The sequence below is a fragment of the Rhizobium sp. BK418 genome, from assembly GCF_004341105.1.
In the GTDB taxonomy this organism is placed as follows: domain Bacteria; phylum Pseudomonadota; class Alphaproteobacteria; order Rhizobiales; family Rhizobiaceae; genus Rhizobium.
Genome location: NZ_SLZK01000010.1, coordinates 41,500 through 66,010 on the forward strand (window position 1 = coordinate 41,500; position 24,511 = coordinate 66,010).

Annotated in this window: 26 protein-coding genes and 1 pseudogene; 15 read left to right on the forward strand and 12 right to left on the reverse strand. The window is 59.5% G+C overall.

The features are described from left to right. The first annotated feature begins 5 nt into the window (after nucleotides 1-5). Genes trbB through trbI form a run of 10 tightly spaced genes read left to right on the forward strand, consistent with a single transcriptional unit; the run spans nucleotide 6 to nucleotide 9,290 of the window. Nucleotides 6-965 carry a P-type conjugative transfer ATPase TrbB gene (trbB, locus tag EV281_RS28280; RefSeq protein ID WP_132657903.1) on the forward strand — a complete coding sequence of 320 codons (960 nt, stop codon included), beginning with the start codon at nucleotides 6-8 and terminating at the stop codon, nucleotides 963-965. Beyond that, nucleotides 955-1,323, forward strand: a complete 369-nt coding sequence (locus EV281_RS28285) for a TrbC/VirB2 family protein (RefSeq protein ID WP_132657905.1) — start codon at nucleotides 955-957, stop codon at nucleotides 1,321-1,323. Before trbB ends, EV281_RS28285 begins: the two co-directional genes overlap by 11 nt. Further along, a complete protein-coding gene (locus EV281_RS28290; protein WP_132657907.1) occupies nucleotides 1,320-1,619 on the forward strand; it encodes a conjugal transfer protein TrbD in 300 nt (99 codons plus the stop codon). The genes EV281_RS28285 and EV281_RS28290 overlap by 4 nt, the downstream gene beginning before the upstream one ends. Nucleotides 1,620-1,627: 8 nt before the next feature. Continuing rightward, on the forward strand, nucleotides 1,628-4,057 hold the full coding sequence (locus EV281_RS28295; RefSeq protein WP_132657908.1) for a conjugal transfer protein TrbE: 2,430 nt from the start codon (nucleotides 1,628-1,630) through the stop codon (nucleotides 4,055-4,057). Between the two features lie 34 nt (nucleotides 4,058-4,091). Continuing rightward, nucleotides 4,092-4,841: a P-type conjugative transfer protein TrbJ gene (gene trbJ, locus EV281_RS28300; RefSeq protein WP_245508394.1), complete on the forward strand. Its 750-nt coding sequence runs from the start codon at nucleotides 4,092-4,094 to the stop codon at nucleotides 4,839-4,841. Next, nucleotides 4,835-6,037 carry a P-type conjugative transfer protein TrbL gene (gene trbL, locus EV281_RS28305; RefSeq protein WP_132657912.1) on the forward strand — a complete coding sequence of 401 codons (1,203 nt, stop codon included), beginning with the start codon at nucleotides 4,835-4,837 and terminating at the stop codon, nucleotides 6,035-6,037. The genes trbJ and trbL overlap by 7 nt, the downstream gene beginning before the upstream one ends. 17 nt (nucleotides 6,038-6,054) lie before the next feature. Continuing rightward, nucleotides 6,055-6,714 carry a conjugal transfer protein TrbF gene (trbF, locus tag EV281_RS28310; RefSeq protein ID WP_132658051.1) on the forward strand — a complete coding sequence of 220 codons (660 nt, stop codon included), beginning with the start codon at nucleotides 6,055-6,057 and terminating at the stop codon, nucleotides 6,712-6,714. Nucleotides 6,715-6,728: 14 nt separating this feature from the next. Next, nucleotides 6,729-7,559, forward strand: a complete 831-nt coding sequence (trbG, locus tag EV281_RS28315) for a P-type conjugative transfer protein TrbG (protein ID WP_132657913.1) — start codon at nucleotides 6,729-6,731, stop codon at nucleotides 7,557-7,559. A gap of 1 nt (nucleotide 7,560) precedes the next feature. Then, on the forward strand, nucleotides 7,561-7,986 hold the full coding sequence (locus EV281_RS28320; protein WP_132657915.1) for a hypothetical protein: 426 nt from the start codon (nucleotides 7,561-7,563) through the stop codon (nucleotides 7,984-7,986). An 11-nt stretch (nucleotides 7,987-7,997) separates the two neighbouring features. After that, on the forward strand, nucleotides 7,998-9,290 hold the full coding sequence (gene trbI, locus EV281_RS28325) for an IncP-type conjugal transfer protein TrbI (RefSeq protein WP_132657917.1): 1,293 nt from the start codon (nucleotides 7,998-8,000) through the stop codon (nucleotides 9,288-9,290). 214 nt (nucleotides 9,291-9,504) lie between these two features. On the opposite strand, the gene EV281_RS28330 is transcribed toward trbI, so the two are convergent. Then, the gene (locus EV281_RS28330) at nucleotides 9,505-10,656 is read right to left on the reverse strand and encodes a YbfB/YjiJ family MFS transporter (RefSeq protein ID WP_281027732.1); all 1,152 of its coding nucleotides are present in this window, start codon (nucleotides 10,654-10,656) and stop codon (nucleotides 9,505-9,507) included. Between the two features lie 353 nt (nucleotides 10,657-11,009). Continuing rightward, on the reverse strand, nucleotides 11,010-11,165 hold the full coding sequence (locus EV281_RS31320) for a hypothetical protein (protein ID WP_165911977.1): 156 nt from the start codon (nucleotides 11,163-11,165) through the stop codon (nucleotides 11,010-11,012). 261 nt (nucleotides 11,166-11,426) lie between these two features. On the opposite strand from EV281_RS31320, the gene EV281_RS28335 reads away from it, so the two are divergent. Beyond that, entirely contained in the window at nucleotides 11,427-11,930 is a 504-nt protein-coding gene (locus EV281_RS28335; protein WP_132658053.1) for a VOC family protein, read from the forward strand. 108 nt (nucleotides 11,931-12,038) lie between these two features. Here EV281_RS28335 and EV281_RS28340 read toward each other — a convergent pair whose 3' ends face one another. After that, the gene (locus EV281_RS28340) at nucleotides 12,039-13,322 is read right to left on the reverse strand and encodes an epoxide hydrolase family protein (protein WP_132657920.1); all 1,284 of its coding nucleotides are present in this window, start codon (nucleotides 13,320-13,322) and stop codon (nucleotides 12,039-12,041) included. Nucleotides 13,323-13,483: 161 nt separating this feature from the next. Between EV281_RS28340 and EV281_RS28345 the strand changes: the two genes are divergently transcribed. The 4 genes and pseudogenes from EV281_RS28345 to EV281_RS31885 form a co-directional block, all read left to right on the forward strand. Then, nucleotides 13,484-14,416, forward strand: a complete 933-nt coding sequence (locus tag EV281_RS28345) for a LysR family transcriptional regulator (RefSeq protein ID WP_132657922.1) — start codon at nucleotides 13,484-13,486, stop codon at nucleotides 14,414-14,416. Nucleotides 14,417-14,552: 136 nt separating this feature from the next. After that, a complete protein-coding gene (locus EV281_RS28350) occupies nucleotides 14,553-15,266 on the forward strand; it encodes an SDR family oxidoreductase (protein WP_207896909.1) in 714 nt (237 codons plus the stop codon). Between the two features lie 61 nt (nucleotides 15,267-15,327). Continuing rightward, nucleotides 15,328-15,978, forward strand: coding sequence for a DsbA family protein (locus tag EV281_RS28355; protein WP_132657923.1), 651 nt, complete (start codon nucleotides 15,328-15,330; stop codon nucleotides 15,976-15,978). Nucleotides 15,979-16,037: 59 nt separating this feature from the next. After that, nucleotides 16,038-16,215 (forward strand): annotated as a pseudogene (locus EV281_RS31885) (tautomerase family protein); the annotation flags it as partial. 8 nt (nucleotides 16,216-16,223) lie between these two features. On the opposite strand, the gene EV281_RS28365 reads toward EV281_RS31885, so the two are convergent. The 9 genes from EV281_RS28365 to EV281_RS28405 form a co-directional block, all read right to left on the reverse strand. Then, nucleotides 16,224-16,607: a response regulator gene (locus EV281_RS28365; RefSeq protein ID WP_132657925.1), complete on the reverse strand. Its 384-nt coding sequence runs from the start codon at nucleotides 16,605-16,607 to the stop codon at nucleotides 16,224-16,226. Between the two features lie 128 nt (nucleotides 16,608-16,735). Beyond that, nucleotides 16,736-17,407, reverse strand: coding sequence for a VOC family protein (locus tag EV281_RS28370; RefSeq protein WP_132657926.1), 672 nt, complete (start codon nucleotides 17,405-17,407; stop codon nucleotides 16,736-16,738). Between the two features lie 467 nt (nucleotides 17,408-17,874). Further along, the gene (locus EV281_RS28375; RefSeq protein WP_132657928.1) at nucleotides 17,875-18,717 is read right to left on the reverse strand and encodes a haloacid dehalogenase type II; all 843 of its coding nucleotides are present in this window, start codon (nucleotides 18,715-18,717) and stop codon (nucleotides 17,875-17,877) included. 78 nt (nucleotides 18,718-18,795) lie between these two features. Beyond that, nucleotides 18,796-19,599, reverse strand: a complete 804-nt coding sequence (locus EV281_RS28380) for an SDR family oxidoreductase (protein WP_132657930.1) — start codon at nucleotides 19,597-19,599, stop codon at nucleotides 18,796-18,798. 43 nt (nucleotides 19,600-19,642) lie between these two features. Further along, a complete protein-coding gene (locus EV281_RS28385; protein ID WP_132657931.1) occupies nucleotides 19,643-20,599 on the reverse strand; it encodes an AEC family transporter in 957 nt (318 codons plus the stop codon). Between the two features lie 37 nt (nucleotides 20,600-20,636). Beyond that, a complete protein-coding gene (locus EV281_RS28390) occupies nucleotides 20,637-21,449 on the reverse strand; it encodes an MIP/aquaporin family protein (protein ID WP_132657933.1) in 813 nt (270 codons plus the stop codon). Between the two features lie 115 nt (nucleotides 21,450-21,564). Then, nucleotides 21,565-22,476, reverse strand: coding sequence for an alpha/beta hydrolase (locus EV281_RS28395; RefSeq protein ID WP_207896907.1), 912 nt, complete (start codon nucleotides 22,474-22,476; stop codon nucleotides 21,565-21,567). 822 nt (nucleotides 22,477-23,298) lie between these two features. Further along, complete coding sequence (locus tag EV281_RS28400; protein ID WP_132657935.1) at nucleotides 23,299-23,823, reverse strand: hypothetical protein; 525 nt, start codon at nucleotides 23,821-23,823, stop codon at nucleotides 23,299-23,301. 79 nt (nucleotides 23,824-23,902) lie between these two features. Further along, nucleotides 23,903-24,091, reverse strand: a complete 189-nt coding sequence (locus tag EV281_RS28405; protein ID WP_132657937.1) for a hypothetical protein — start codon at nucleotides 24,089-24,091, stop codon at nucleotides 23,903-23,905. Nucleotides 24,092-24,511: the final 420 nt, after the last annotated feature.

Consider the following 24,511-nt stretch of genomic DNA (forward strand, 5'->3'; position numbering starts at 1 on the left):
TAGCCATGCAAGCACGCTCATTGCCGCGGCTCGTGCGAAAGCTCGAGGACGCTCTTGGTCCCTCGCTCCTGACTGCGCTCGAAGACCCCTCGGTAAGCGAGATCATGCTCAACCCTGATGGTTGCCTCTTCATCGAACGGATCGGCGCCGGCATCGCGCGCGCGGGCGAGATGGAGCAAGGGAGCGCCGAAATCATCATCGGCGCCGTCGCTCATGTCCTGAACACGGAGGTCGATACGGCACGACCCATCGTATCAGGGGAGCTGCCGATCGGCGGCCATCGTTTCGAGGGCCTGCTCCCGCCGATCGTGGCGGGTCCAGCCTTCTCTATCCGCAGGCATGCGAGCCAGCTCATCGCGCTCGATGACTACGTGACCTCGCGTATCATGACGGCAAGACAGGCCAGCATCCTGCGCGAGGCCGTCGATGCCCGGCTGAACGTCGTCGTCTCGGGCGGCACCGGATCGGGCAAGACGACGCTGTCGAACGCGCTCATCGCCGAGATTGCAAGCCGTTGCCCGAACGATCGTCTCATCGTTCTTGAAGACACGAGCGAGCTTCAATGTGCTGCTGCAAACGTCCTGTCCCTGCGAACGAGTGACGAGGTCGGCATGGCGCAGCTCCTCAAGAGCACGATGCGCCTGCGCCCCGACCGCATCATCGTCGGCGAGGTACGCGACGGCGCGGCACTGACCCTTCTGAAAGCATGGAACACCGGTCACCCTGGCGGTGTGACGACCCTTCATGCCAATTCGGCGCGGTCTGCACTCGTCCGTCTCGAACAGCTGACTGCCGAGGCCAGTAGCCAGCCCATGCAGGCGGTCATCGGCGAAGCCGTCGATCTCGTCGTGTCGATCGAACGGACCCCGCTGGGCAGACGCATCACGGATATCCTGAAGGCGAAAGGATTTTCCGGCGGCGCCTATCATCTCGAACCCGACATGGAGGGACGTCATGCGGCATAGACATCGTGCTCTGATCGGACTTGTTTTCCTTGCGCTCACAGGCCTTCGACATCCGGCTCTTGCAAGTTCGGGAGGTAGCTTGCCCTGGGAAGCGCCGCTCGAACAGATCCAGGAATCGATCACAGGTCCGGTCGCAGGCTTCATTGCCCTTGCGGCCGTGGCGGTCGCGGGGGGCATGCTGATCTTCGGCGGCGAACTCAATGATTTTGCGCGGCGCCTGATGTACCTGGTTCTCGTAGCCGGCGTTCTCCTCGGAGCCACCCAGATCGTCGCACTCTTCAATGCGACAGGCGCCACGGTCGGCATATCTGCGCTCGCGGTCCAGGTGGGAGACGAGCGGGGAGGGGAGGCCCGATGAGCCCGCACCTCCCGGCGCTGCAGAAAAACCGGATCCATCGCGCCCTCTCTCGGCCGAACCTTTTGATGGGGGCCGATCGTGAGCTTGTGCTCGTCACCGGCCTTGCAGCCATCATTCTCATCTTCGTCGTGCTGACCATCTACTCCGTCTTGATCGGCATTGCGATCTGGTTGGCGATCATCGGGCTGCTGCGTCGCATGGCCAAGGCCGATCCGATGATGCGCAGGATCTATCTTCGCCATATTCGTTACCGCTCGCGCTACCGGGCAGCGTCGACGCCCTGGCGAAGGGTTTGAGGTGGGTCATGGTGGCGCTTCGCCTTTTCCGCCATGCCGGACCGTCCTTTGCCGATCTCGTCCCCTATGCCGGCCTCGTCGGCGAAGGGGTCCTTCTCCTGAAGGACGGCTCCCTGATGGCGGGGTGGTATTTCTCCGGGCCGGATTGCGAAAGCTCGACCGACGGCGAGCGCAACGACGTCGCCCGGCAGATCAACCAGGTGCTTTCGCGTCTTGGTTCCGGATGGATGATCCAGGTGGAGGCCGTCCGCGTGGCAACGGCCGATTATGCCAGCCCCGATCGCTCGCATTTCCCGGACCGCGTGACGCGCGCAATCGACGAGGAGCGCCGGCGGCATTTCGAGAGCGAAGGCGGCCACTTCGAATGTCATCACGCCATCATTCTCACCCATCGACCACCCGAGCCCCGCCGGTCCGCTTTCGTCAAATACCTCTATTCCGACCCCGGCAGCCGCAAGCAAGGTCATGCCGAGATCGCACTTTCAGCCTTCGAGGCGGCAATACGCGAGATCGAGCAATATCTCGCGACCACGTTGTCGATCCGCAGGATGCGCACGCGCAGCGTAAAGGCCGGACGCGATAGCGGCCGCTATGACGAGCTCCTGCAATTCATCCGCTTCTGCATCACCGGCGACAATCACCCCGTCCGGCTGCCCGACGTGCCCATGTATCTCGATTGCCTCTTGACCGCACATCTGGAGCACGGGTTGGCGCCAAAGATCGACAATCGGTTCGTCGCAGTCGTTGCAATCGACGGATTGCCGGCCGAAAGCTGGCCCGGGATCCTCAACAGTCTCGACCTGATGCCGCTTGCCTATCGCTGGTCGTCGCGCTTCATCTTCCTCGACGCTACCGAGGCGCGGATCAGGCTCGAGCGAACCAGAAAGAAGTGGCAGCAGAAGGTACGACCATTTGTCGACCAGCTCTTTCAGACACAGAGCAGATCGATCGACCAGGACGCGCTGTCGATGGTAAGCGAAACCGAAGATGCGATCGCTGAAGCCGCATCCGAGCTCGTCGCCTATGGTTACTATACGCCCGTCGTCGTCCTTTTCGACGATCATGCAGAAGGCCTGCAAGCAAAGGCCGAAGCGGTTCGCCGGCTGATACAGGCCGAGGGGTTTGGCTCTCGTATCGAAACGCTCAATGCCACAGAGGCCTATCTCGGCAGCCTGCCCGGCAACTGGTACTGCAATGTCCGCGAACCCCTTATCACCACCCGCAACCTCTCCGATCTCCTGCCGTTGAACGCGGTGTGGACAGGCAGCGCGACCGCCCCATGCCCGTTCTACGAGGAGGCCGCACCGCCCTTGATGCAGGTCGCCTCTGGCTCGACCCCGTTTCGCCTCAACCTGCACGTTGACGACGTCGGCCATACCTTGATCTTCGGGCCGACGGGCTCGGGAAAATCGACGCTCCTGGCCCTGATCGCCGCCCAGTTCTTGCGCTACAGGAACGCGCAGCTCTTCGTCTTCGACAAGGGCTCGTCCATGTTGCCGCTCACTCTTGCTGCCTGCGGCGACCACTATGAAATCGGCGGGCAAGGGGAGGGCGCCGCCCTCACCTTCTGCCCACTCGCGTCCCTGTCGGACGAGGCCGATCGCGCCTGGGCGTGCGAATGGATCGAAACGCTGATCGGCCTTCAGGGCATTTCCATTACGCCCGATCATCGCAATGCAATAGCGCGGCAGATCGCACTGATGGCCAATTCACCAGGGCGTTCGCTATCGGATTTCGTAAGCGGAGTACAGGTGCGCGACCTGAAGGCGGCGCTGCGTCATTTCACGGTGGATGGTCCGATGGGGCAGCTACTCGATGCCGAAAGCGACGGCCTGGTGCTCGGGCATTTCCAGACATTCGAGATCGAACAGCTGATGACGATGGGCGAGCGGACACTGCTTCCGGTTCTGACCTATCTCTTCCGGCGTATCGAAAAACGGCTGACGGGCGCACCGAGCCTCATCATTCTCGATGAAGCCTGGCTGATGCTCGGCCATCCGACCTTTCGCGAGAAGATCCGCGAGTGGCTCAAAGTACTGCGCAAGGCCAATTGCGCCGTCGTCCTCGCCACCCAGTCTATTTCGGATGCCGATCGATCGGGCATCATCGACGTCCTGAAGGAAAGCTGCCCGACGAAGATCTGCCTGCCGAACGGTTCGGCACGCGAGCCCGGCACACGCGAGTTCTATGAGCGGATAGGGTTCAACGACCGCCAGCTCGAAATTGTCGCCACCGCCAGACCGAAACGGGACTATTACGTCGTCTCGCCTGACGGTCGGCGCCTCTTCGACATGGCACTCGGACCGCTTACGCTTTCCTTCGTCGGTGCCTCCGGCAAGGACGACCTCAAACGCATCCGCAAGCTGCGCAGCGAGCATGGCGATGAATGGCACTCGGTCTGGCTGAGGGAGAGGGGAGTGTCGGATGTCATCTTCTAACAGCCGCATCTTGGCCCTCTCACTGACTGTCCTCATGACGGTAGCAGCCAGAGCGCCTATCGTTATGGCGGGGGCGGCAACCGGTGCTGCCACCGAGTTCACGCAACTTGCCAACAATGGCGAGCTGATCAAGCTGCTCGAAAGTTCGGGCGTCCAGGTCGACAATCAGCTGACCCAGATCACCCAGCTTGCCGAGCAGATCCAAAACCAGCTGAAGATCTACGAGAACATGCTGCAGAATACGAAGCAGCTGCCAGCCCATATCTGGGGAGAGGTCGAAGGCGACCTCAATCAGCTGCGCTCGATCGTCTCCGACGGCCAGAGCATCGCCTTCTCGATGGCCAATGCCGACGACCTTTTGCGGCAGCGTTTTGCAAGCTACGCGAGCCTGCGGACAAACCTGCCGGAAGCAGAGAGCTTTTCAACGATCTATCAGACCTGGTCGGATACCAATCGAGACACGATCGCGGCAACTCTGAGTGCGGCGAGCCTCACGGCAAGGCAATTCGACAGCGAGGAGTCGACGATGGCAGCCCTTCGCTCGCTATCGGAGGGCGCCGACGGGCAGCTGAAGGCACTTCAGGTCGGCCACCAGATCGCCGCCCAGCAAGTCGCCCAGATGCAGAAGCTGCGTGGTCTCGTCTCGCAACAGATGACGATGATGGGCGCGTGGCTGCAAAACGAGCAGACGGACAGGGACCTTGCGCAGGCCCGCCGCGAGCGCTTTTTCGAGTCCACCGTCCCGCCGACGACGGGCGGCCGGACCATGGAGCCGCAATGGTGAGCTCCGTACAAAGTCACACCGCGCCGATTGCCGGGCGCGCCGTTGCCTCCGCAGTCTTCTTTCTTGCCCTGACGATCGTTCCCGCCCATGCTCAGGAAGGCTCCCTCATCACATCCTTGCAGGACGAGATCAGCAGTGCGGCCAGGGGTTGGGAACAGACCGTCTCGAATGCGGCACGATCGCTCTTCTGGATCCTCGCCTCGATCGAGATCGGTCTGGCGGCGATCTGGCTCGCACTGCAGGCGCCATCGCTGCAGGAATGGTTCGCAGCGCTTGTGCGCCGTATCCTGTTCGTCGGCTTCTTCGCACTCGTCCTCGACCAAGGCCCGAGCTTTGCAAAGGCCGTTGTCGACAGTCTCTTCCAGATCGGGGCGTCCGGCGGCAACGCCTCACCGGCAGACATCTTCAACGCAGGCCTGGTGGTGGCCGGCAAGATGGCTGAAAAAATCCGTTTCGGCCTTTTCGAGGACAACGCGCTCGCCATCTCGGCCGCCTTCGCAACGATCGTGGTGGTCATCGCCTTTTCGCTGGTGGCAGCGATCTTCGTGGCGATCATGGCGGAGATGTATATCGGCCTTCTCGCCGGCATGATCATGCTCGGGCTCGGCGGTTCGTCCTTCACCAAGGACTTCGCCATCAAATATCTTGTCTACGCGTTCAGCGTCGGAATGAAACTGATGGCGCTCGTCATGATCGCCCGCATAGGCTCGCAGGTTTTGATCGGTCTGGCCAACCGTCCGGAGATCGGCGAGCAGTTCCAGACGCTGCTTGCGATCGCCGGAATTGCTGTCGTGGTCTTCGTTATCGCGATCTATGTGCCAAACATCATCCAGGGCGTCATCCAGGGTGTGTCGGTCGGCAACGGCATGGAGGTCATGCGCCACGGCGGCCAGGCCGCATCCTTTGCAGCGGGCGCAGGCTTCCTGGTCGCCGGCAGCGCATCGGCCGGCATGGCGGCGGCCCGGTCGAGCCGGGCAGGCGGCGCTTCGATGGCGGGCGCCATCTTAAGCGGCATGGCCGAAGGTGTCGGTGCAGCAGGCAAGGCGACCGCGTTGGCCATGAAGGACAAGGCCATCGAAGCGCCCGGCTCCCATGCGAGCTCGCTGCTCGGCCTCGCCAATGCCAAGCTCGACCAGGGACGCATGACCGCGGCCAGGCCGTCCTCGACGGCGGCCAGACAAGGGCAGCGCCGATGAGGAGCGACGACAAGGTCATGATGCCGGATGCCCCGGAGAACCCTTACCTGGCGGCGCGGCTGGAATGGAACGAGCGCTACGGGTCCTACGTGAGGGCAGCGACGGTCTGGCGCATCGTTGCCATTCTCTCCCTGTCGATCGCCCTCGTCGGCGTCGGCTACGCATTATACCTTAGCACTCAGGTTAAGCTCGTTCCCTATATCGTCGAGGTCGACAGGCTTGGCACGCCCGTTTCGGCCGGCTTTCCCGAGCATATCGAATATGCCGATGCCCGCGTCGTGCGCGCGACCCTCGGAGGCTTCGTTACCAGCTTTCGATCGGTTACCCCGGATGCGGTCGTGCAGAAGCAATATATCGACCGGACCTATGCGTTGCTCAGAACCTCCGATCCGTCGACCCAGAAGATCAACGCCTGGTTTCGAGGCAATTCCCCCTTTGAAAAGGCAAAGACCGCAACGGTAGCCGTCGAAGTCAACAATATCGTCGCATTGTCAAACCAGTCATACCAGGTCGACTGGACCGAATTCGAACGGGATCGGCGCGGCAAGGAAACCGGCACGCGACGGTTCAGGGCAATCGCCACGGTGACGATGACGGCACCACAGGACGAGGCGACGATCCGCCTAAACCCGATCGGGCTTTATATCAAAGACCTCGACTGGACCGCACAGCTGTGAGAGGAGGACAATTCATGGATCGCAGGACATATCGATTGCTTACCTTCTCCTTTGTGATCCTTGCTGCGACGGCCACCGCCATGGCGCCGGCCAAAGCACAGTCGATGAGCGCAAACGAGACGAAGGGGACGAGCCTGTCGTCCAGATGGCGCGACGGCGCCGGCCTCGTCACCAGGGGGCCCGATGGCAAGATTGTCTTCCTCTTCGGCGAGACCCAGCCGTCCATTGTGTGTTCACCCCTTCAGGTCTGCGACATCGAGCTCGAACCGGGCGAAGTCGTACGCGACGTTCTCGTCGGCGATACTGTCAGATGGAAGGTGGAGCCGGCAACTTCGGGAGCGGTCGGGGGTCAGGCGATCCACTTGATCGTCAAGCCCGCAGAGCCCGGCTTGGTGACATCGATGGTCATTACGACATCGCGGCGCACCTATCATATCCAGCTGAAATCTCACCCCACTCAGTACATGGCACGCGTCGGCTTCTCCTATCCGGACAATGTTTCCGACAGGCTCGCCGAAATCAATGCGCGCCTGGAGGCCAAAGGAGCGCCCGGAACGGGCGTGCCGGCAGAAGGTCTGAACTTCTCCTATACCGTCAGCGGCAACGCATCATGGAAGCCGACGCGCGTCTATTCCGACGGGCTAAAGACCTATATCCAGTTCCCCCGCACGCTGGCCGGACAGGACGCACCCGTTCTCTTCGTCGTTTCCGGCGGGCAGAACCGCATCGTCAACTATCGCCTCGCAAACAACATGATGGTGGTCGACTACAATGTCGAACGCGCGGTCCTTGTCTCCGGTGTCGGCTGGCGCAAGCAGCAGGTGACGATCCGGCGGAGCAGCTGACGTGCGCCGATCCCTTCTTGCATTGGCCTGCTGCATGGCTCTCGACGGCTGTCAGGCCCCGATCGAGGACGGGAGGCTTGCGATCGAGCCAGTCCAGGTTTCGCCGGATGTCGCGGCGGTGATCGCAGGCGACATGGCGGTCCGGCTTTCCGAGCGTCTGTCTCCTGCATCGAGCCTGATCAGGCTCTCAGATGAGGCATCGGAATTCTCGCCGGCGCTGCGCGCGTCCCTGAAAGCGTCGGGGTACACCGTCGTGAGCGATTCAGCACCCAAGGCGAAGGCGATCGTGCTCTCCTACGGTCTTACGCAATCTCCCGATGGCCTTCTCGCCAGTCTCTCGACAGATGGGATGCGGCTTGCCCGGATCTACGCCGTCTCGGGTGCACGGGTAACGCCGATCGGCCCCTTGTCCGTTGCGACATTCTAGAGGAGCACGCCATGGCCCAATCACTCCAGCTCGTCCTCCCAACGGAGGGACAGGGCCAGGCGATGCGTCGCCTCAGCCGGTTGCCGGTGCTCGTGGCGCTCGGCCTGATCCTCATCTTCTTTGCGGTGATCGTTTTCGGCCTTGCAGGACGGGGATTCTACGGCAGGCAAGCGCAGCAGGAAGAGGGAACCGGCAGCCCGGCCTCGAACTATGCGGACCAGCTCAAACGCGGGATTCAGGACGGCATCATCGGCGAGCCAGACCCGGCCGACGGCTTCAGACCGCAGGCTCCCGAGATGCCCAAACAGCTGGCGCCCGATCCAGCGCCCGTCGTTCAGAAGGCGGCTCGCGAAGCGGTCGAGCCTGAATCCGATGACAATTTCGAAGCTCGCCTGGCGCGCGAAGGGCGCGAACGCTATCTGCGGGAGATCGAGCGCCGCCGCATGGCACGTTTGCAGGCGGCGGAAGCGGCGCTGGATTCGCCGCTTCAGGTCGATATCACGCAGGCGCGCGTCCAGGCGCGGCCCGGCGATGAGGCAGAGGGACGATCCGACAGCAGCACGGCGGCAGCGGCGCCTCTCGATCTCTATCAAGCGGCGCTTGAGGCGGGATCTGCCGACCAGAATGCAGATCCGAACAAGCAGCTCTCGAAGGAGGACTTCTTCAACGAGGGCATAAAAGAACTCGGCTACCTGCCAAACAGGGTCGTGCCGCAGCTTTCGCCCAACGAGCTCAAACGGGGATCTGTCATTCCCGCAACGCTGATCTCCGGCATCAATTCGGACCTGCCGGGACGGATCATCGCCCAGGTCAGCCAGAACGTCTATGACAGCGCGACCGGCAACCGCCTGCTGATCCCGCAAGGCGCAAAACTCTTCGGTCGTTACGATTCGAAGATCGCTTTCGGCCAGGCGCGCGTGCTGGTCGTGTGGACCGACCTCATCTTCCCGAACGGCCAAACGCTGCAGATCGGCGGCATGGCCGGAACGGACGCCGAAGGTTACGGGGGCTTCAGAGATCGCGTCAACAACCACACGCTTCGGACGTTTGGGTCAGCAGCACTCATCGCACTGATTGGAACGGGCATCGATGCCTCTATCCCCGAAAGCTCGACGCGGGCGACACAGGACACCGCCTCTGACGCGGCAAGGCGCAATTTCGCAGAAAGCTTCGGACGCGTTGCCGAGCGGACGATCGAGAAGAACCTGAACGTTCAGCCGACATTGCAGATCCGGCCCGGTTACAGGTTCAACCTCCTCGTCGACCAGGACATCGTCTTTCCTGGGGCCTATCCCGCACGATGACGAGGGCCCATTTTGATGAAACTGAAACAATTGTATCCTTTTATAAACAATTACTTCATCTGCGATAATGATTTTTGACGCAAGTAAGGAGGCATGACCTCCTCGGGGTTTGCCACGCGCGAGGACTGGGTTTTCGAAATGCTGCTGGATCATGAGCCGACTCACGGAGGGTTCTCGCATGAACGCGCGTTCTGGAGGCAACAAAGTCAACTCGTTAAGCTGTCTGCCTCGAGATGCAAAGGAGCGCCCCTCCGGCGAGCACCGCTCCTGCGATCGCCAGCGAAGCGTCAAACGAGCCGGTAACGCTTCGTGTATAACTGGCGACAAGCGGTCCTAGTATCTGCCCTACGCCATAGGAGGCAGTCATGATTGCAATCACATTGAATCGGACGCGGTGGGCGATCCGCCGGGCGGCTGGTAGTGCTATTGTAACGGTCCCCATGAACGTGCCCCCGACAAATACAGCGCTGATTAGATAGGCGGCAGGGATGTGCAAGAGCGGGAGGATCACTCCAACCGCCTGCAGCATTAGATTAGAGAGCATCGCTCGGTTCGTTCCCCAGCGCAAATGGACGAAATGCCAAACAAAACATGATGGTACAGCGCCCAAACCGAACAGTGCCCATACGTGAACTGGATCCGCATTCGACAGTGCTTCCTTTACTAGAAGCGGCAGATAAGTTGCGGTGATGATGTAGCCGAAACCTGCGAAGCCGTAGACGAGGATCAACCTTGTCGCAGCGAGAGTCGAAATATGCTCACCAACCTCAACGTCCGCGCGCTCGCTGATCGCCCTGCGTGCGTCCGCCAATGCCTGCATCTTGATTGCGACGCCCGCGGCGGCAAGGCTTGCCGAGGCCATCGCCATCCAGATTGACGCACTTGAGAGCCTTCCTGCGCGTCCGGTAACGATAAGTTCGGCTGAAAGCAGGATTCCCATCCCAACGCCCGAAAAGAGCGCGGGAGCCGCGCTATGCTGCCTTCGGTCATGGATCAGCCACCTGGAGGCGGCGACCATGGCAATTGCGCTCGCCGCTCCCGAAAAACCTCGAATGACTATAATGAGCCACTCGGGCAGAGGCGGCACGAGTAACACAAGCGAAACAACGGTAGCGAGCATGGAGAAGGCGCAGAGGCGGCGACTCGAAATACCGGAGAGTGCAGCCGTAAGCAGGGCGCCCGCGAGGTACCCCGTATAGTTGGCGGAAGCGGCATAAGATCCACCGGTCAGAGAAATCTGCCCGTCCGCGACCATAAGCGGATAAAGCCCCGTGAACGCGAAGCGGCCGAACCCCATACCAACGACCAGAACGAGTGCGGCAGCAACTCCGGCAAAGTGGTCCGTTCTCTGCACAGATTTCTCCATCCTTGAACATTCACTTCAGTCGGTCAGGTCAGCATGACCCATTCAGCGATGCTCTCTGTGCTGGCTGCATTCTCGGGTCTCGCAATCGACAACGACGAAACGCCGGAAGTCGAATTCTTCTCGAATCCTAGGATCTTGAGGCACGTGAAACGCTTCCTGGGCGGTGATAAACACGCGAGCCTGCTTACGCGGTTCGCCGGTATTCTCTCGGTAGACGAGGACGGCTACGATCCCCATCATCGAAAGGAGAATGACCGCGCAGGGAATGTGCGTGTAGGATTGTTCCGGGGTTTCGTCGGATCTCCATCTTGGCATGGCGAACTCCAATATAGGAATGGCTCTGGCTAGGGCAGTTACTGCGCCCTCAAGAGCGTCAGGCGCCAACCTTCCTCTTCGGTGGCTTTGATCTTCGCCCTCAAGAGCTCGATGTCTTCCTGAAGCTTGATCATCCGGTCTCGCAGCTCTTTCATCGGAATTTCCGATTTCGTGACTGAATCGAGATCGTCCATCGTGCTTCCTTTCGGGCGATCCCTCGTCGCCGTCTGAAAGAGATGCTGCCGCGGGGATCCTGGCGACGCCACTGCACGAAGGTATCGGCGAAACCTTGGTATCGGCCATACCTTGGTTCAATGGTTGCCTTGTGAGCACCTTTCTACGGTCGGCGGCTGTGCCAGAAGGCGCAGTTGAAGCCAGACAAGGAGGCTAGAACGGGAACGAGAGTGACAGGGCCGGGATCGGTAACTGATGATCCTGCAGAGCGCCCACTGACGATGATGAACCTGGAGCTGGTGGTCATTCCCGTGTCCGATGTCGATCGCTCGAAGGTTTTCTATTCCAGCTTGGGGTGGCATCTCGACATCGATCATGCCGCACGCGACGATTATCGTATCGTGCAGTTTACGCCGCCGGGCTCAGGATGCTCAATCATGTTCGGGACAAACATCACGGCGGAGGCCCCAGGATCCGCCCAGGGACTTCATCTGGCCGTGGCTGACATAACGGTTGCCATCGAGGATCTTCGACGTAGGGGCGTAGAAGTGAGCGACGCTTTCCACGACGAGGGCGGCATCTTCCACCATTCGAATGGCGTAGGTATTCGAAAAGGGCCGAACCCGGAGCACAAGAGTTATGCGTCGTATGCGACCGTCTACGATCCCGACGGCAACGGATGGACGCTCCAAGAAATCACGGCGAGGCTGCCAGGAACGCCCGGAGACGCGTCTTTCACCCCTCAGTTGATCCGAGCTGTCTGGGGAACGGGTGGCGCAACTTAATTCGACGTTGCCCTCCCGCCTCCGGTTAATGACACTGCGAACGAGGTTAAAGGAAGAGATCGAGAACTTGGCCGCGCGGATCATACGTTGGCCAAGCTCTCAGCGGCATCAGGCTCGCAGGCTACGGAAGGCCGTTCGGAGTTCGTCGCAGAAAACGGCTGTCTGCTCCCACGCAGCGAAATGGCCGCCTTTCGACAAGCGATTGAAGTGTATCAGGTTGGGGTAGGCCTTCTCGGTCCAGCTCCGCGGCGCCGCGTAGATCTCGTCCGGAAAGACGCTAACGGCAACCGGGATCTTGACGCCCTTGGGGGCGAAGAACTGCAGTTTGTTCTCCCAGTAAAGTCTGGCGGAAGAGACTGCGGTGTTCGTTAGCCAGTACAGCGTGACGTTGTCCAGGACGTCGTCTTTCGACAGTCCCTCCTGTCCGCCATTGAACACTCTGGTAATCAGCTCGTAGCTTCGGATGTCGTGATCAATCATCCAAGCCGCCAGTCCAACTGGAGAGTCCGCGATTCCGATAAGAGTCTGCGGCCGATTAGCCATCTCGATGGCGTATCCAAGGCCGTGCTTATAGAAATCATCGAGTTGATCGAACGCACTGCTTTCGTCTTGCGAAAGCCCTGCCGGCTTCTTCCCGGCGCTCAACGCCGTGGCGATCTCATCCGGAACGGTCGCCGGCATGTTCACGTGGATTCCCGCGAGCTCTGGCGGGGCGATAATCGCCATCTGTTCTGTGATTGCGTCTCCCCAATCTCCGCCCTGCGCGACGTAACGATTGTAGCCAAGGCGCTTCATCAGTTCGATCCACGCGTGAGCTATTCTGACCGGGTCCCAACCCTTCTCCGTCGGCTTGCCGGAGAACCCGTAGCCGGGAATCGAGGGAATCACGACATCGAAAGCGTCGTCAGCGTGTCTCCCGTGAGCAGCAGGGTCCGTCAGTGGACGAACGATCTTCATCTGCTCGATGATTGATCCTGGCCAACCGTGGGTGACGATGATGGGAAGCGCTCCTTCCCGCTTCGATTTCACGTGAATGAAGTGTATATCCACTCCGTCGACCTCCGTGACGAACTGGGGAATGGCGGAGAGGCGGGCCTCGACCTTGCGCCAATCGTGCTCGCTTGCCCAATATCTCGCAAGCTTCTCGATCGTGTCGGTCTGCACACCTTGGCTGGCGTCGTCGACGATCTCCCGCTCGGGAAAGCGCGTAGCTTTCACCCGGCGCCGAAGGTCGTCGAGCTGGGCGTCAGTTGCCTTGAACTTGAAGGCCCGGATCTCCTTGCCGCTCGCTCCCGCGTTCGCTAATCCGCTGGGCACAATGCTTAATGCGCCGGCCGCTGCAGCGGAAGCGAGTATGGATCGTCTGGTTACATCGATCGTTGTGGTGGTCATCTTCGATGTCCTTTGCTTCGGGTGGAAAATGACGTCACCGTGGCATTCGGCAGAAACTCCTTCCATTGGACCAAAGTGTGGGCAATACCTTCGTACAATAGTGTGCAACCCGTCGATCATGCTCAGGCCGGGGATGGCGATCATAGAACACGGAGGGGGAGATGGACCGTATCGACGCGATGAAGGTTTTCGTCGCAGCCGTAGACGAAGGCAGCCTTGCTGGCGCGGCACGCAAGCTGAAACGATCGGCGACAGCAATAAGTCGAGCACTTGGCATGCTCGAACAGCACGTCGGAACCGAGTTGCTGCATCGAACGACCCGCAGCCTACATCTGAGTGAAGCGGGCCAGCGGTACGTCGTCGTTTGTAGACGAATTCTCTCCGATCTCGAAGAAGCTGACCTTGTCGCAGTCGGCGAGCAAGCTTCACCGCGGGGAATGCTGACAATTTCCGCCCCCCCAATATTGGGGGAGGAGGTTCTACGTCCGATCCTCGATGATTTTCTGCGCCTACATGAAAGAGTCTCCGTCAGGCTGCTAATGCTAGATCGCTTCGTGAACCTTGTGGACGAGGGCGTCGATATTGTACTGCGCATCGGCAATCTGCCGGACTCGTCGAACATATCGACGAGGATTGGTGGCGACGTGCGGCGGGTAGTCGTCGGCTCGCCAGAGTATCTCGCCGGACCACCCGCCATCGTAGATCCTTCCGATCTAGCGGCGCACAGCATCATCGCGTTCAGCAATTTCGGTCTGGAATCGTGGAGCTTTTCGCCGCCCAAAGGATCCTCGATTCCGAGGTCGGTTCATTTCACGCCGAGATACGTTGTAAACAGTGTGAGAGCGGCCGCGGCGTCGGCTGCGGCCGGCCTTGGTCTTACGAGACTTTACTCGTATCACGTCTCCCATCTTGTCAAAGATGGAAGCCTAAAGATCGTTCTGACGGAGGATGAACTTCCTCCACTTCCCGTCCATCTGTTGTCGCCTCCCGGCCGGATGACGGTTCCGAAGGTCCGCGCTTTCGTCGATTTTGCAGCGCCGCGCCTGAGGGCGGAGCTAGGACGCATCGCTTCCGAATCCGAAGGACTGACATGATTGTGCCGATTATCGGCACAGTGTCGCCCTACAGGTGACAATTCTGCCGATCAACGGAAGCATCTAAATCTTGCTCATCGACGCCGAGGGCGTTGGACGACCGAAGGAAACGGCCGTCAATATGAGAAAGATTCACATCATGAGCACTCAGAAAGTGGCAATCGTCACCGGCGCGTCACAGGGCATCGGCGAGGGTTTGGTGCGGGGTTACCGCGAAAAGGGCTATAACGTCGTAGCGACCTCCCGGTCGGTAGAAGCTGGCCCCGACTCCGGCGTTCTTGCCATCGCCGGTGACATCGCGAAGCCGGAAACCGCAGAGCGTGTGGTTCGCGACGCGCTGGAACGTTTCGGTCGGATCGATACGCTGGTCAATAACGCTGGCGTGTTCACGGCGAAGCCGTTCGTCGACTTCACTCAAGAGGACTACGACCTCAACTTCGGCGTCAACATCGCCGGTTTCTTCCACATCACTCAACGCGCTGCACGTGAGATGCTGAAGCAGGGTGCAGGGCACATCGTCTCGATCACCACCAGCCTCGTCGATCAGCCGATCGCGGGCGTACCTGCCGCTTTGGCGTCTCTTACGAAAGGCGGTCTCAACTCCGTGACGAAGGGCCTGGCGCTTGAGTATGCAAAATTGGGCATTCGCGTGAACGCCGTTTCCCCTGGCATCATCAAGACCCCCATGCATGCCCCTGAGACGCACGAGTTCCTCTCCGGTCTTCATCCGGTGGCTCACATGGGCGAGGTCAGCGACATCGTCAAGGCAGTCCTGTTCCTTGAGGATGCCGGATTTGTAACTGGTGAAATCCTTCACGTCGACGGCGGCCAGAACGCCGGGCGCTGGTAACTAAGTGGGAGAGTGGATTCGGCAACCAATCGCCGGGTTCACCAGTGAAAGGCGACTGATCATGGAACTTGTTCTTGCTGCCGACCCTATGTGCTCCTGGTGCTACGGCTTCGGCAAGGAAATGGAAGTGCTGCTTGAGAGACACCCGGAAGCATCCTTGACGATCATCCTTGGAGGTCTGCGAGCAGGTGCGACCGACTTGCTGGACGACGCAGGCAAGCAATTCCGACTGCGTCACTGGGCGAAAGTCGAAGAAGCAAGCGGTCTACCTTTCAATCGGGAGGGTCTGCTGACTCGCGAAGGATTCGTCTATGACACCGAACCGGTGTGCAGAGCCGTTGTAGCGGCACGAATTTTGAAGCCGGACGCGGACGTATTGAGCGTATTTCGCGCGTTCCAGCATGCTTTTTACGTCGACGCTGTCGACACCACCGACGGCGAGGCTCTTGCCACAGTTGGCAGCGCCGCACTCACCTCGCTCGGCCATTCGGTCTCCGCGTTGGAATTTCTAGGAACCTGGCGCCGTAAGAGCACCGTTGAAGAAGCGGCGGCCGACTTTGCCACCGCGCGCGCGCTGGGCGTGACAAGCTTTCCGACTCTCTTCGTTAGAAAGGATGGAAGGCTTGCGCGGATCGGGGCCGGGTACGCGCAGGTAGACGCTCTAGAAAATCACCTGTCGGCAATGGGCTTTCAGAACCGGCCACGAAATTGAAGGAATTCCACATGCCTATCGTAAACATCCAAGTCACCTGAGAAGGCAAGACGCCATGGATGAGCTCGGTGAATTGAGGAAAAGGCACGGATCATTTGCTGGCGTCAGCAACGTCCTTCTTGAGGTCCTGAACAAGCCGCTGGCACCAACCTTCGTTGTCATAGAGGAAGTCGGTCTCGAAAACTGGGGCTGGGGCGGCTACCGGTAGAGGAATACAGAAAGCAACTTTCCGATGCCAAGCCTTCCTACGAAGCAATGCCTTTCCCCAACGCTGTTGTGACCGCCTCTTCCAGATCGTTCTCGCTGAATGGTTTGTAGAGGCAGTCCACTGCCCCTTCCCGGAGCAGTTCAGTCCGAAGCACATCGTCGTGGATCGCGGTGATGAAAACAACGGGAATACGAAGCCCTCTCCGCACGAGCTCCCGAAAAAGTTCAGGCCCTGACATTCCGGGCATTGTGATGTCGAGGACAATGCATCCGGTCTTCTGCATCGAAGTCGAGTGAAGAAACGCTTCTGCCGATTCGAAGGCTTCTGCCGGAAAGCCTAAGGACTTCAAAAGTGGCGGCAGGGACTCCCGTACCGACACGTCGTCGTCAACGACCGAAATCAAATCGTGAAACCCTCCCATATGCAACTCCGTTGCGCGACCCTCCTGAAGGATCGCAAGCCTCGTTCGACAAAAACGGCCGCCATGGTTTCAAACTAGGATTCCTTCAACCTGCAATACATTATACCTTGGTATCGGTCGGAGGATTATCAGCAGGGGAGTGGTCCACCCTGCTGTTCTGCCTCAATGTACGCCGCGTACCATTCAGGCCACGTCTCGTCGTGATTGCCTTCGTTTTGCGCTTCATGCCTGCCGTGTGCAGCCGCGGCTCTACGCAGCGCCGCGGCGATATCGGCTGCAGAGGAAAACATTGCGCCCCTCGGCTCGATACGACCCGCCAGTCGGGTCGTAACTTCCTGGAAAAGCCAGCCATTACCGTCCGGATCGCTAAATGATGCGAAGGAGCCATAACTCGCTCTGGATGGGTGTGGCCCCGGCAGCCGCGCATCGTTGCCCTGGTGGTGGAACACTCCGCCGGTATCGTGGAAGACCCCGCTCATTTCCGCGCCTCTGGCCGCAAGGGTCGCGTGAGCGATTTCGATGTCTGACACAACAAGATGGAGTCCCTGCGCTGAACCGGGCGCCGCTGAGGTCACCTTAGATCCAAAGATCACCGAACATTGGGATCCAGGCGGCGTGACTTGGACGACCCGAAAACCATTATCTCCGGGCACGTCTGCGTCGAGACGCCATCCCAAGCCCGTGTAGAATTTCTTGGCTCTATCCACATCCGAGACCGGGATGACCACGACCTCCAGTTTCATGTCCATTTCGGTCGCTGCTTTCGGTGCGACTGTCTTTGGTTGCTTCCGATCATCCATAATGAGCTCTCCTCGTCAGCTAGGGTTTCTGCCATCATGCTGCGCCTTTGGGCGCGCGGCGTCCATTGTCCAATGGTGTAGCTCTGGCCCATTGGGAGCGTCGCAGCGGAGAACTCGAAGGTGTCTAAGGCGCCACAAAAGCGTTCATGCTGGCAAGGACGCTGTCGCTCCATGAGCGAGTTCGCCAATCGGAACGTTCGCTTCCAGGCGATCCGCGAAATGGTCGATTCTGCTGTTCAGGGTTAGATCAAGGCGAACTCATCGCTCTGCCGTCACTTCCTCCTAACGTCGCGGACTGGGTCGCCTATGGGGCCGCAAGACAAGGGCTGCTGCCGAACCTGTCGCTCAGCGTTCCGGGTGGAAGTATCGGTTGAGGGTCGTCTGAGGGCCATCCGGGCGTTATCGCAGAGTAGAAGAAACGCCGCCCTGGGTGAGGCGGCGTTTTCCTTGATCTGGGGACGGCTGCGTCAAGCGCCGAGCTGATTGGCGAGATCGATCAGATCGGTTGCGATCACATCTATGAATTCCTCGGGTGTAGTATCGGCTGCGTGACCGGGGCCGAGTTCCAATGGACGTGGAATGTAGGCCGTCCGAAATCCAGCCTTCCTGGATGCCCGGAGATCCCACTTGTGGGCCGATACCATCAGAAGCTGATCGGCCCTGAACCCAGTGTAGTCTACGGCTAGTCGGTAGACGCGGGGGTCGGGCTTGAATGCCTTGTTGAGCTCACCTGTAAGGATCTCGTCGAAGGGAAGGCCGCTGCCCTTAACGAGGGCGGTCATCTGCGACATCGCAGCGTTGGTCAGCGTGGCGAGGGTGTATTTTTGTCGAAGTTGAGCGAGCCCGGCCTGTGCGTCACGCCAAGGAATCATCTGTCCCCAGACCGAGAGCAGCTCCTCTCGATGACTGTTAGTAAGAATATTCTGGACGCCTCGTTTCGCGAGTAGCGGTCCAAGCGCTTCGCGATAGACCTCGGTGTTGGAGACCCACGGACGTCTCTGCGCCGAAATCTCAACAATGATATCATGCGCTGCACTGCTCCAGTCGCCGGCAAGCGTCACCGCCCAGTCCTGCGCCAGTCCCAGCCGTTCCCCGATTGCCTTCGCCTTTGCAGATATGGGGTCGTAAAAGTCAAAAACCGTTCCCTGCATGTCAAAAGTAAGCGCCTTGACGCCAGAGAGATACGCGCTACTAGCAGCCCAGGACCAGCGCGGGGGAAGGGCTAGCGACGCGGCACTAATTAAGGTCCCAAATAAGAATGATCGACGCGATGGTCTGATATCGTCAAGAGGCGCGGAATCGTTGCTCATGTCGCATCTCCAACCTTTGTCCCGTGTTAGCGCCAGGTCTGTCGGGCGCCCGTCGACGTCCGGCAGACGTTCCCGAAATCAGATCGTCCGACTGAGCATCGCCACCCCGGCAGCGGCGTGCCAGTCTGCGGTTTCCTTTGGGTAAATGGTGCGGAACGGGCCGGTCGACTCCGGAATGAGTTCGACCATCTTGGCGATCATATCGTTCGGATCGAGACGCATCTCGTTCTTATCGATGAGCGCATCTGTCTGCGCCTTATACGAAGCTCGACTAGTGAAGTTGACCTCGTCATCAAGCCAACGATAGGCGGATTCGACCATGCGCTCGTTGAAGCCAGTGAAGTAGGGGCCTGGGTTGATGGTCTGGACCTGAATGTCGAATTCCCTCAGTTCCTCCTGCATTGCTTCGCTGATCGCCTGAAGCGCGTGCTTGGTGGCGGAATAGGAGCCGAGCATACCGGGGCTGACGACGCCGAGAATGGACGAGATGAAAACCACCTTGCCCTTGACCTTAGACTTGACCCAGCGTCGAATAACCTTCTGGGTAAGGTCCAGCAGCGCGAAGACATTGACTTCAAAGTTCGCCTTCACTAGCTCGAGCGGAATCTCAGCGATCGGGCCGCCTTCGCCGATGCCGGCGTTATTGACCAGAATGTCGAAATCGAGCTTCACCGCGGCAGCGATATCGAAGCGATCCAAGAGGTTCAGCTTCGTCACTGTGATGTTCGTCAGACCTTGCTCGACGATCGTATTGCGAAGCGCCGTAACCTGAGGCCATGATTCCACTGTCGCAATGACGGTGTGGCCCTTTTTGGCCAGGCCGATTGCAGCCCCGGCGCCCAGACCTGAGCCAGCGCCGGTAATCAGAATTTTCTTGGGCATTTTCGGTACTCCTGTTTTTGAAGTTGATTACGATCGCTGGACCTCAGCCGATGTAGCTGTAGGTCCACCCGATCGCCACGGCCAACGTGAGCGCCGAAAAGATCGTGCTCGCGATGATGGTTGAATTGGCTTCCACGGAGATCCGGTCGTAGCTGTTGCCGAAGAGGATGCCGAAAAACCCAGAGGGAAGGGCGGCCATGATCACAGACAACTTCGTGATCTCGATGGGCGCGCCAACGCCCCTGCATATGAGAAACGCCAGGATGGGCTGCGCCACGTTAGAGACGGCAACGCCAACCGTCGTATTGAGCGAAAGACGAAATCTGCTTTGGGAAAGAACTACGCCGGTCACAAGAAGACCCATGCCACCCGCGGCGACACCGATCTGGCGCAGAGATGCAGCCACGACGTCCGGCAGATGCAGTCCGCTCAGCGAATAGAGCATGCCGAAAACGGGGGATAGAACGATCGGCTTGGAGAAAGCGAGGGCGCAGGCTTTGGCGATCTGTGTCAGCCCTCCGGCCCCACTGGCGCCGGTTTTCGGTTTGTCGAGTTCGAGCAGCGCCAACGTCAACGGGGAGGGCAGCGTTGATCCGACTGCTATGCCTACCGCTACCGTGGAGAGGTGATCCGCCCCGAAGAGGGCCGTGATCACTGGGAAGGCTGCTGCTGCAAAGTTGGGCTGACCGACGGCGAGTGCCTGGAGAGCAGCTTCGCTCGAGTGCTGGCCCCGCAGGCGGCACTCATAACCGTACCAGAGCAGGTAGATGCCCATCATCACGATGCCCAAGGAGAGCAGGACCGGCCACTGGGCTACCAGGTCCCGCCACTGGGTTGATGCGGTGGCGACGAAGAGAGACGACGGAAGGCAGTAGTTCATCACGACGATGTTCAGTTCGGTCACGTGCTTGTTGTTGATGCTGCCAGTTTTGCCGGCGACGTAGCCAAGCAGCATGACGAAGAACGTCGGCGCGAGTGCTAGCGATAGGACCGTGATCATCGCGGACCGCCATCTCGGTAGAAGTGAGGACGCCGTGTCATCGTGCTGATTCCAGGGATTTTTTCTTCTCGTGGGGATAGAACGGTCGGATGAGAAGGTGTTGTGCACCCCCGCCTAGCAGACCGCCGACCGTTGGACCTACGATAGGCACCCACCAGTAGTTCAGATTTCCGGGGAGCGCGGCCCGGTCCCAGCCCGCCAGCCATGCGAAGAACCTCGGACCGAAGTCGCGCGCCGGGTTGATCGCCCAACCCTCGAGATAGCCCGCGGACGCCCCAATCACGGCCACGATCAGCCCGATAACGATCGCTCCGAAATTCGCACGAGGCGCGATCGTGTTAAATTCATCGGTGACCGCGAAGATGCCGAAGACGAGCAAAGCGGTGATGATGATTTCATTGACCAGCGCCTTCGCAGGCGTAACAGCCACGCCCGGCGATGTAAAAAACACTCCAGAGGCTCCACCGTCGCTCCGAGCGAGATGCTGCGCAGCCGTGTAATGATCGATGACCGCCGAATAGAGCACATAGACGATGGCGGCGCCGATGAACGCACCGAGGACCTGAGCGATCCAGTACGGAACGACTTTCTTCCAGGAAAAGCCGCGGAAGACAGCCAGCGCCAATGTCACCGCAGGATTCGCGTGCGTTCCGGAAACGGCCCCAGTGACGTAGATGGCGATCGAGACTGATAGGCCCCATGTGATACAGAGGCCCCAGTAAGCCGTCTTGTAGGGGCTTGGGTCGTAGAGGAAATACATCGCAGCGGACGAGCACCCGATGGTGATGATGATAATCAGCGCGACGGCTTCCGATATCAGTTCGCCGACCAGGTCGTGATAGCGTCCCATTTGTTCTGGCTCCGGGTTATCAACGCCGTGCTCCGTCCCGCGGACCTTTCTCATCGGCCACCAGGAAGTCGGACGTCTCTGATTGATGTGCATTTTGGATCGACGGCCCCGCGGGTCATCCGCGCTTGGAACGTGGCTCATGGCTGACGTCGGCGCGCCATTTGCCGCTCAGGTGTGAGAAAATTTCCGAGGCGAAAATCTGCGGCGCCTCCGTCGGCGAAAAGTGACCGACACCAGGCATGAACTTGAAGGAGAAGTTGCTCAGGAATTGGTCGAGCGTGTCTGACCATTCGGTCGGAAAGAGAGGATCATGCTCCGGCCACAATACCGACACTGGCTTGTCGAGCCGATCCGAAGGCGCTGGAACCGTCTCCATCGCATAATCCGAGACAGGATTTCCTTCGACGGTCCGGAACCAGGACACGCCCGCCGTGAAAGCGCCGGGCGCGGAGTAGACTTCGACCATGTGATCAAGCAGTTGCTCGGTGACAGTTGACCCAGGGCCGGACCATCCGTCGAGATGCACCTTCAGAAGCGCGCGTATCGCGTCTCGATTGCTATCGAATACTTGCTCCACGAGTTTTGTTCGGAAGAACGTCGCATGCCAGAACTCGTTGATGGCGGTGACCTCCAGGATCCGTCGTCCTACGCCTGGAAGCGGTGGTGCGAGGACAAGGGCGGCGATCAGGTCCGGCCTACGGCGTGCTACGGTCTGGACGGTGAAGCCGCCGATGTCGTATCCCACTAGCACGACGTCTCGCAGCCCGAGTTCTTCGATTAACGCGATGACTGCCTTGGCCTGGCCGTCTAGCGAAAGCGCAGAGGCTCCCTTGTCGAGGTGCTTGTCCGAGAGTCCGAAGCCGCGGAGGTCTGGAACGACCGTCAACGCGTGCGGCGCGACTAGCGCGACCAGATTGTCGTATTCGTGGCCATCGCCGGGCGAACCGTGGATCATGACCACCGCTCGGCCAGAACCATTCTTGCGGTAGGCCAAGCGGTAGCCGTCAGTCGGTTTTGTGTAGAGCATCGAATTCTCCATACGCTGTCGAGTGCAGGTGTCTGATGTCAAGATCACGATGGATAGAGTGGCCGAAACGAGGTGCTACAGCGATGGTACTATGGTGTCGGATATACGATGGTATCGGCTCCCTTCCGTCTTTCGACAGCACGTCACCGTAGATCTAAGACTCTCAACGTTCACCAAAGAGAGTAATGGTTGGATTTCGAAGAAATCAGTGGTTAACCAACCAGTCGATCGGAGTTTTGAAGGTTAACTCGATCATCATGCTCATTTTGCGCGGGTGAGGATAAGTTGCGAGGACGCTGAACGATGGGGCAAGCTGTGGTCGATGGAGACGCCTTCCAAGATATTGGTAGAACTCATCAAGACAGCGTTGCGATCACGAGACAGCCGCCACAATTCTCGCCGGATTACGTTACAGCCTCGGAGAGCGCCCGCGGAAGCGTTGGACTTAGAGGCGCTTGATCACCTGCCTCTCGCTCGGGCACGCAAAGAGGCCGAGCAATGGCGAGATAACATGCAGCCAGAATTTAGGGGCCGGGCCTTTTAGACCTGGTGCTCGATCGTGGGCTTGCCGATGCACGTGGTGTGATAAGACCATCTTGCGGTTTCGCATCGTCTTGGATGAGGGGAATGGACGCAAACGCCGGCCATTACGTGCGGAAACCCGCCCGAAGCCACTCCTGCCCGATTGAACCGCGCTGAACCTCCTGGGAGAATGCCGGACCTCGTAACAAGGGACGCGCTGAGGATGCTGCTGCGCTATCAAGCGTGCTGCTTCGTAGCCATATGGCGCGACCTCAGGCACCTCGAAATCGGCCCGCGCTCCTAGTGGCGCAGCGCTGCCCGCGCGATACTCGCCGCGAAACGAGGAGTCTCCTGCTCGTTATGAGCAATCCCGATCGGCAGGTTCTGCGAGCGGAAAAGGTCGAAAGGTATTCCCTGGCGATTGAGCAGGCCCAGCATTTCATCGGTCGCAAATGACTGCACATGCGTTGTCAGTTCGCAGCGATCTTCGCTGACCTTCTTGACCGTAAGCTCCCATTGAACATGGACGGTGGTCCTGCCGTACGGCGTAAAGACGTCGGAATCGGAATTTAAAACAAGATGGTCCTTCTGACTAAGGGTTTCGACGAAATGCTGCACCATCAAGCTGCCGCCGATCGTTTCAACATTGATGCAAACCCTTTTTCCGTCGGGGGTCTTCGTGGAGCCGGCTGCGACATGGGCAGGCGAGCAGCCCATGTACTCCTCTTCGGTCAGCCCAAAGCACCAGCTCGGAATGTCAACCTTTTCGATCGGTGCGTTGACGATGGCTGAGGACTTCACGTCAATGATCTGGTTCGCTTGCATTCCTCTTACTCCTATTTGAATGGGTGGCTCGCGCCGCCTGATAACAGGTAACGACGGGGCGGTTTGCAGAGCCTCGGCGTCAGGCGCCGCCGGTGGTCGCAAAGAACTCCCGAAGCCGTGCTGGTAGCCTTTCGCGCTGCTCCTCGGCGATCCAGTGCCCCGAGTTCTCAACCGACGATACCGTGACGTCTTCCGCGACCTTCAGAAGCATCTCCCGCGCGATCGGCAGGAAGAAACTTGCGGTGCCCCCGAGCCCGAAGACCGGCATCTTCAGCTTACCTCGTGCGGCGAGGATCTTACGGTTGTCCTCCGCGTCTCTCTCGAACGCCGGTAAGTTCCAGACCTGCCCTCATCGCTCCCGGCGCCATGTAGTCGGCGACGTAGCTCTCTACATCGGACAGCGAGATCACATCGGGTTGGCACTCAACCGGAGATAGAATGACCTGAGGTAATGGAACTCGTTTCCCGAAATCAGCATTTCCGTGACATTTCTGGACGCACCATGGAGATGAAAGTGCCAGAGCTTCGACTGGCTGAATTTCATGGTCGCCACGCTCTCCATGCCCTTGGTACCGGCTAGCGGCGCCTCATCATCACCAGGCGCTTGACAGCCTCAGGGAAAAGCGTCGCGAAGGCATATCCCACCGGCATACAAGGGTCATGACAAACAAGGGTGATCGGTTTGGAT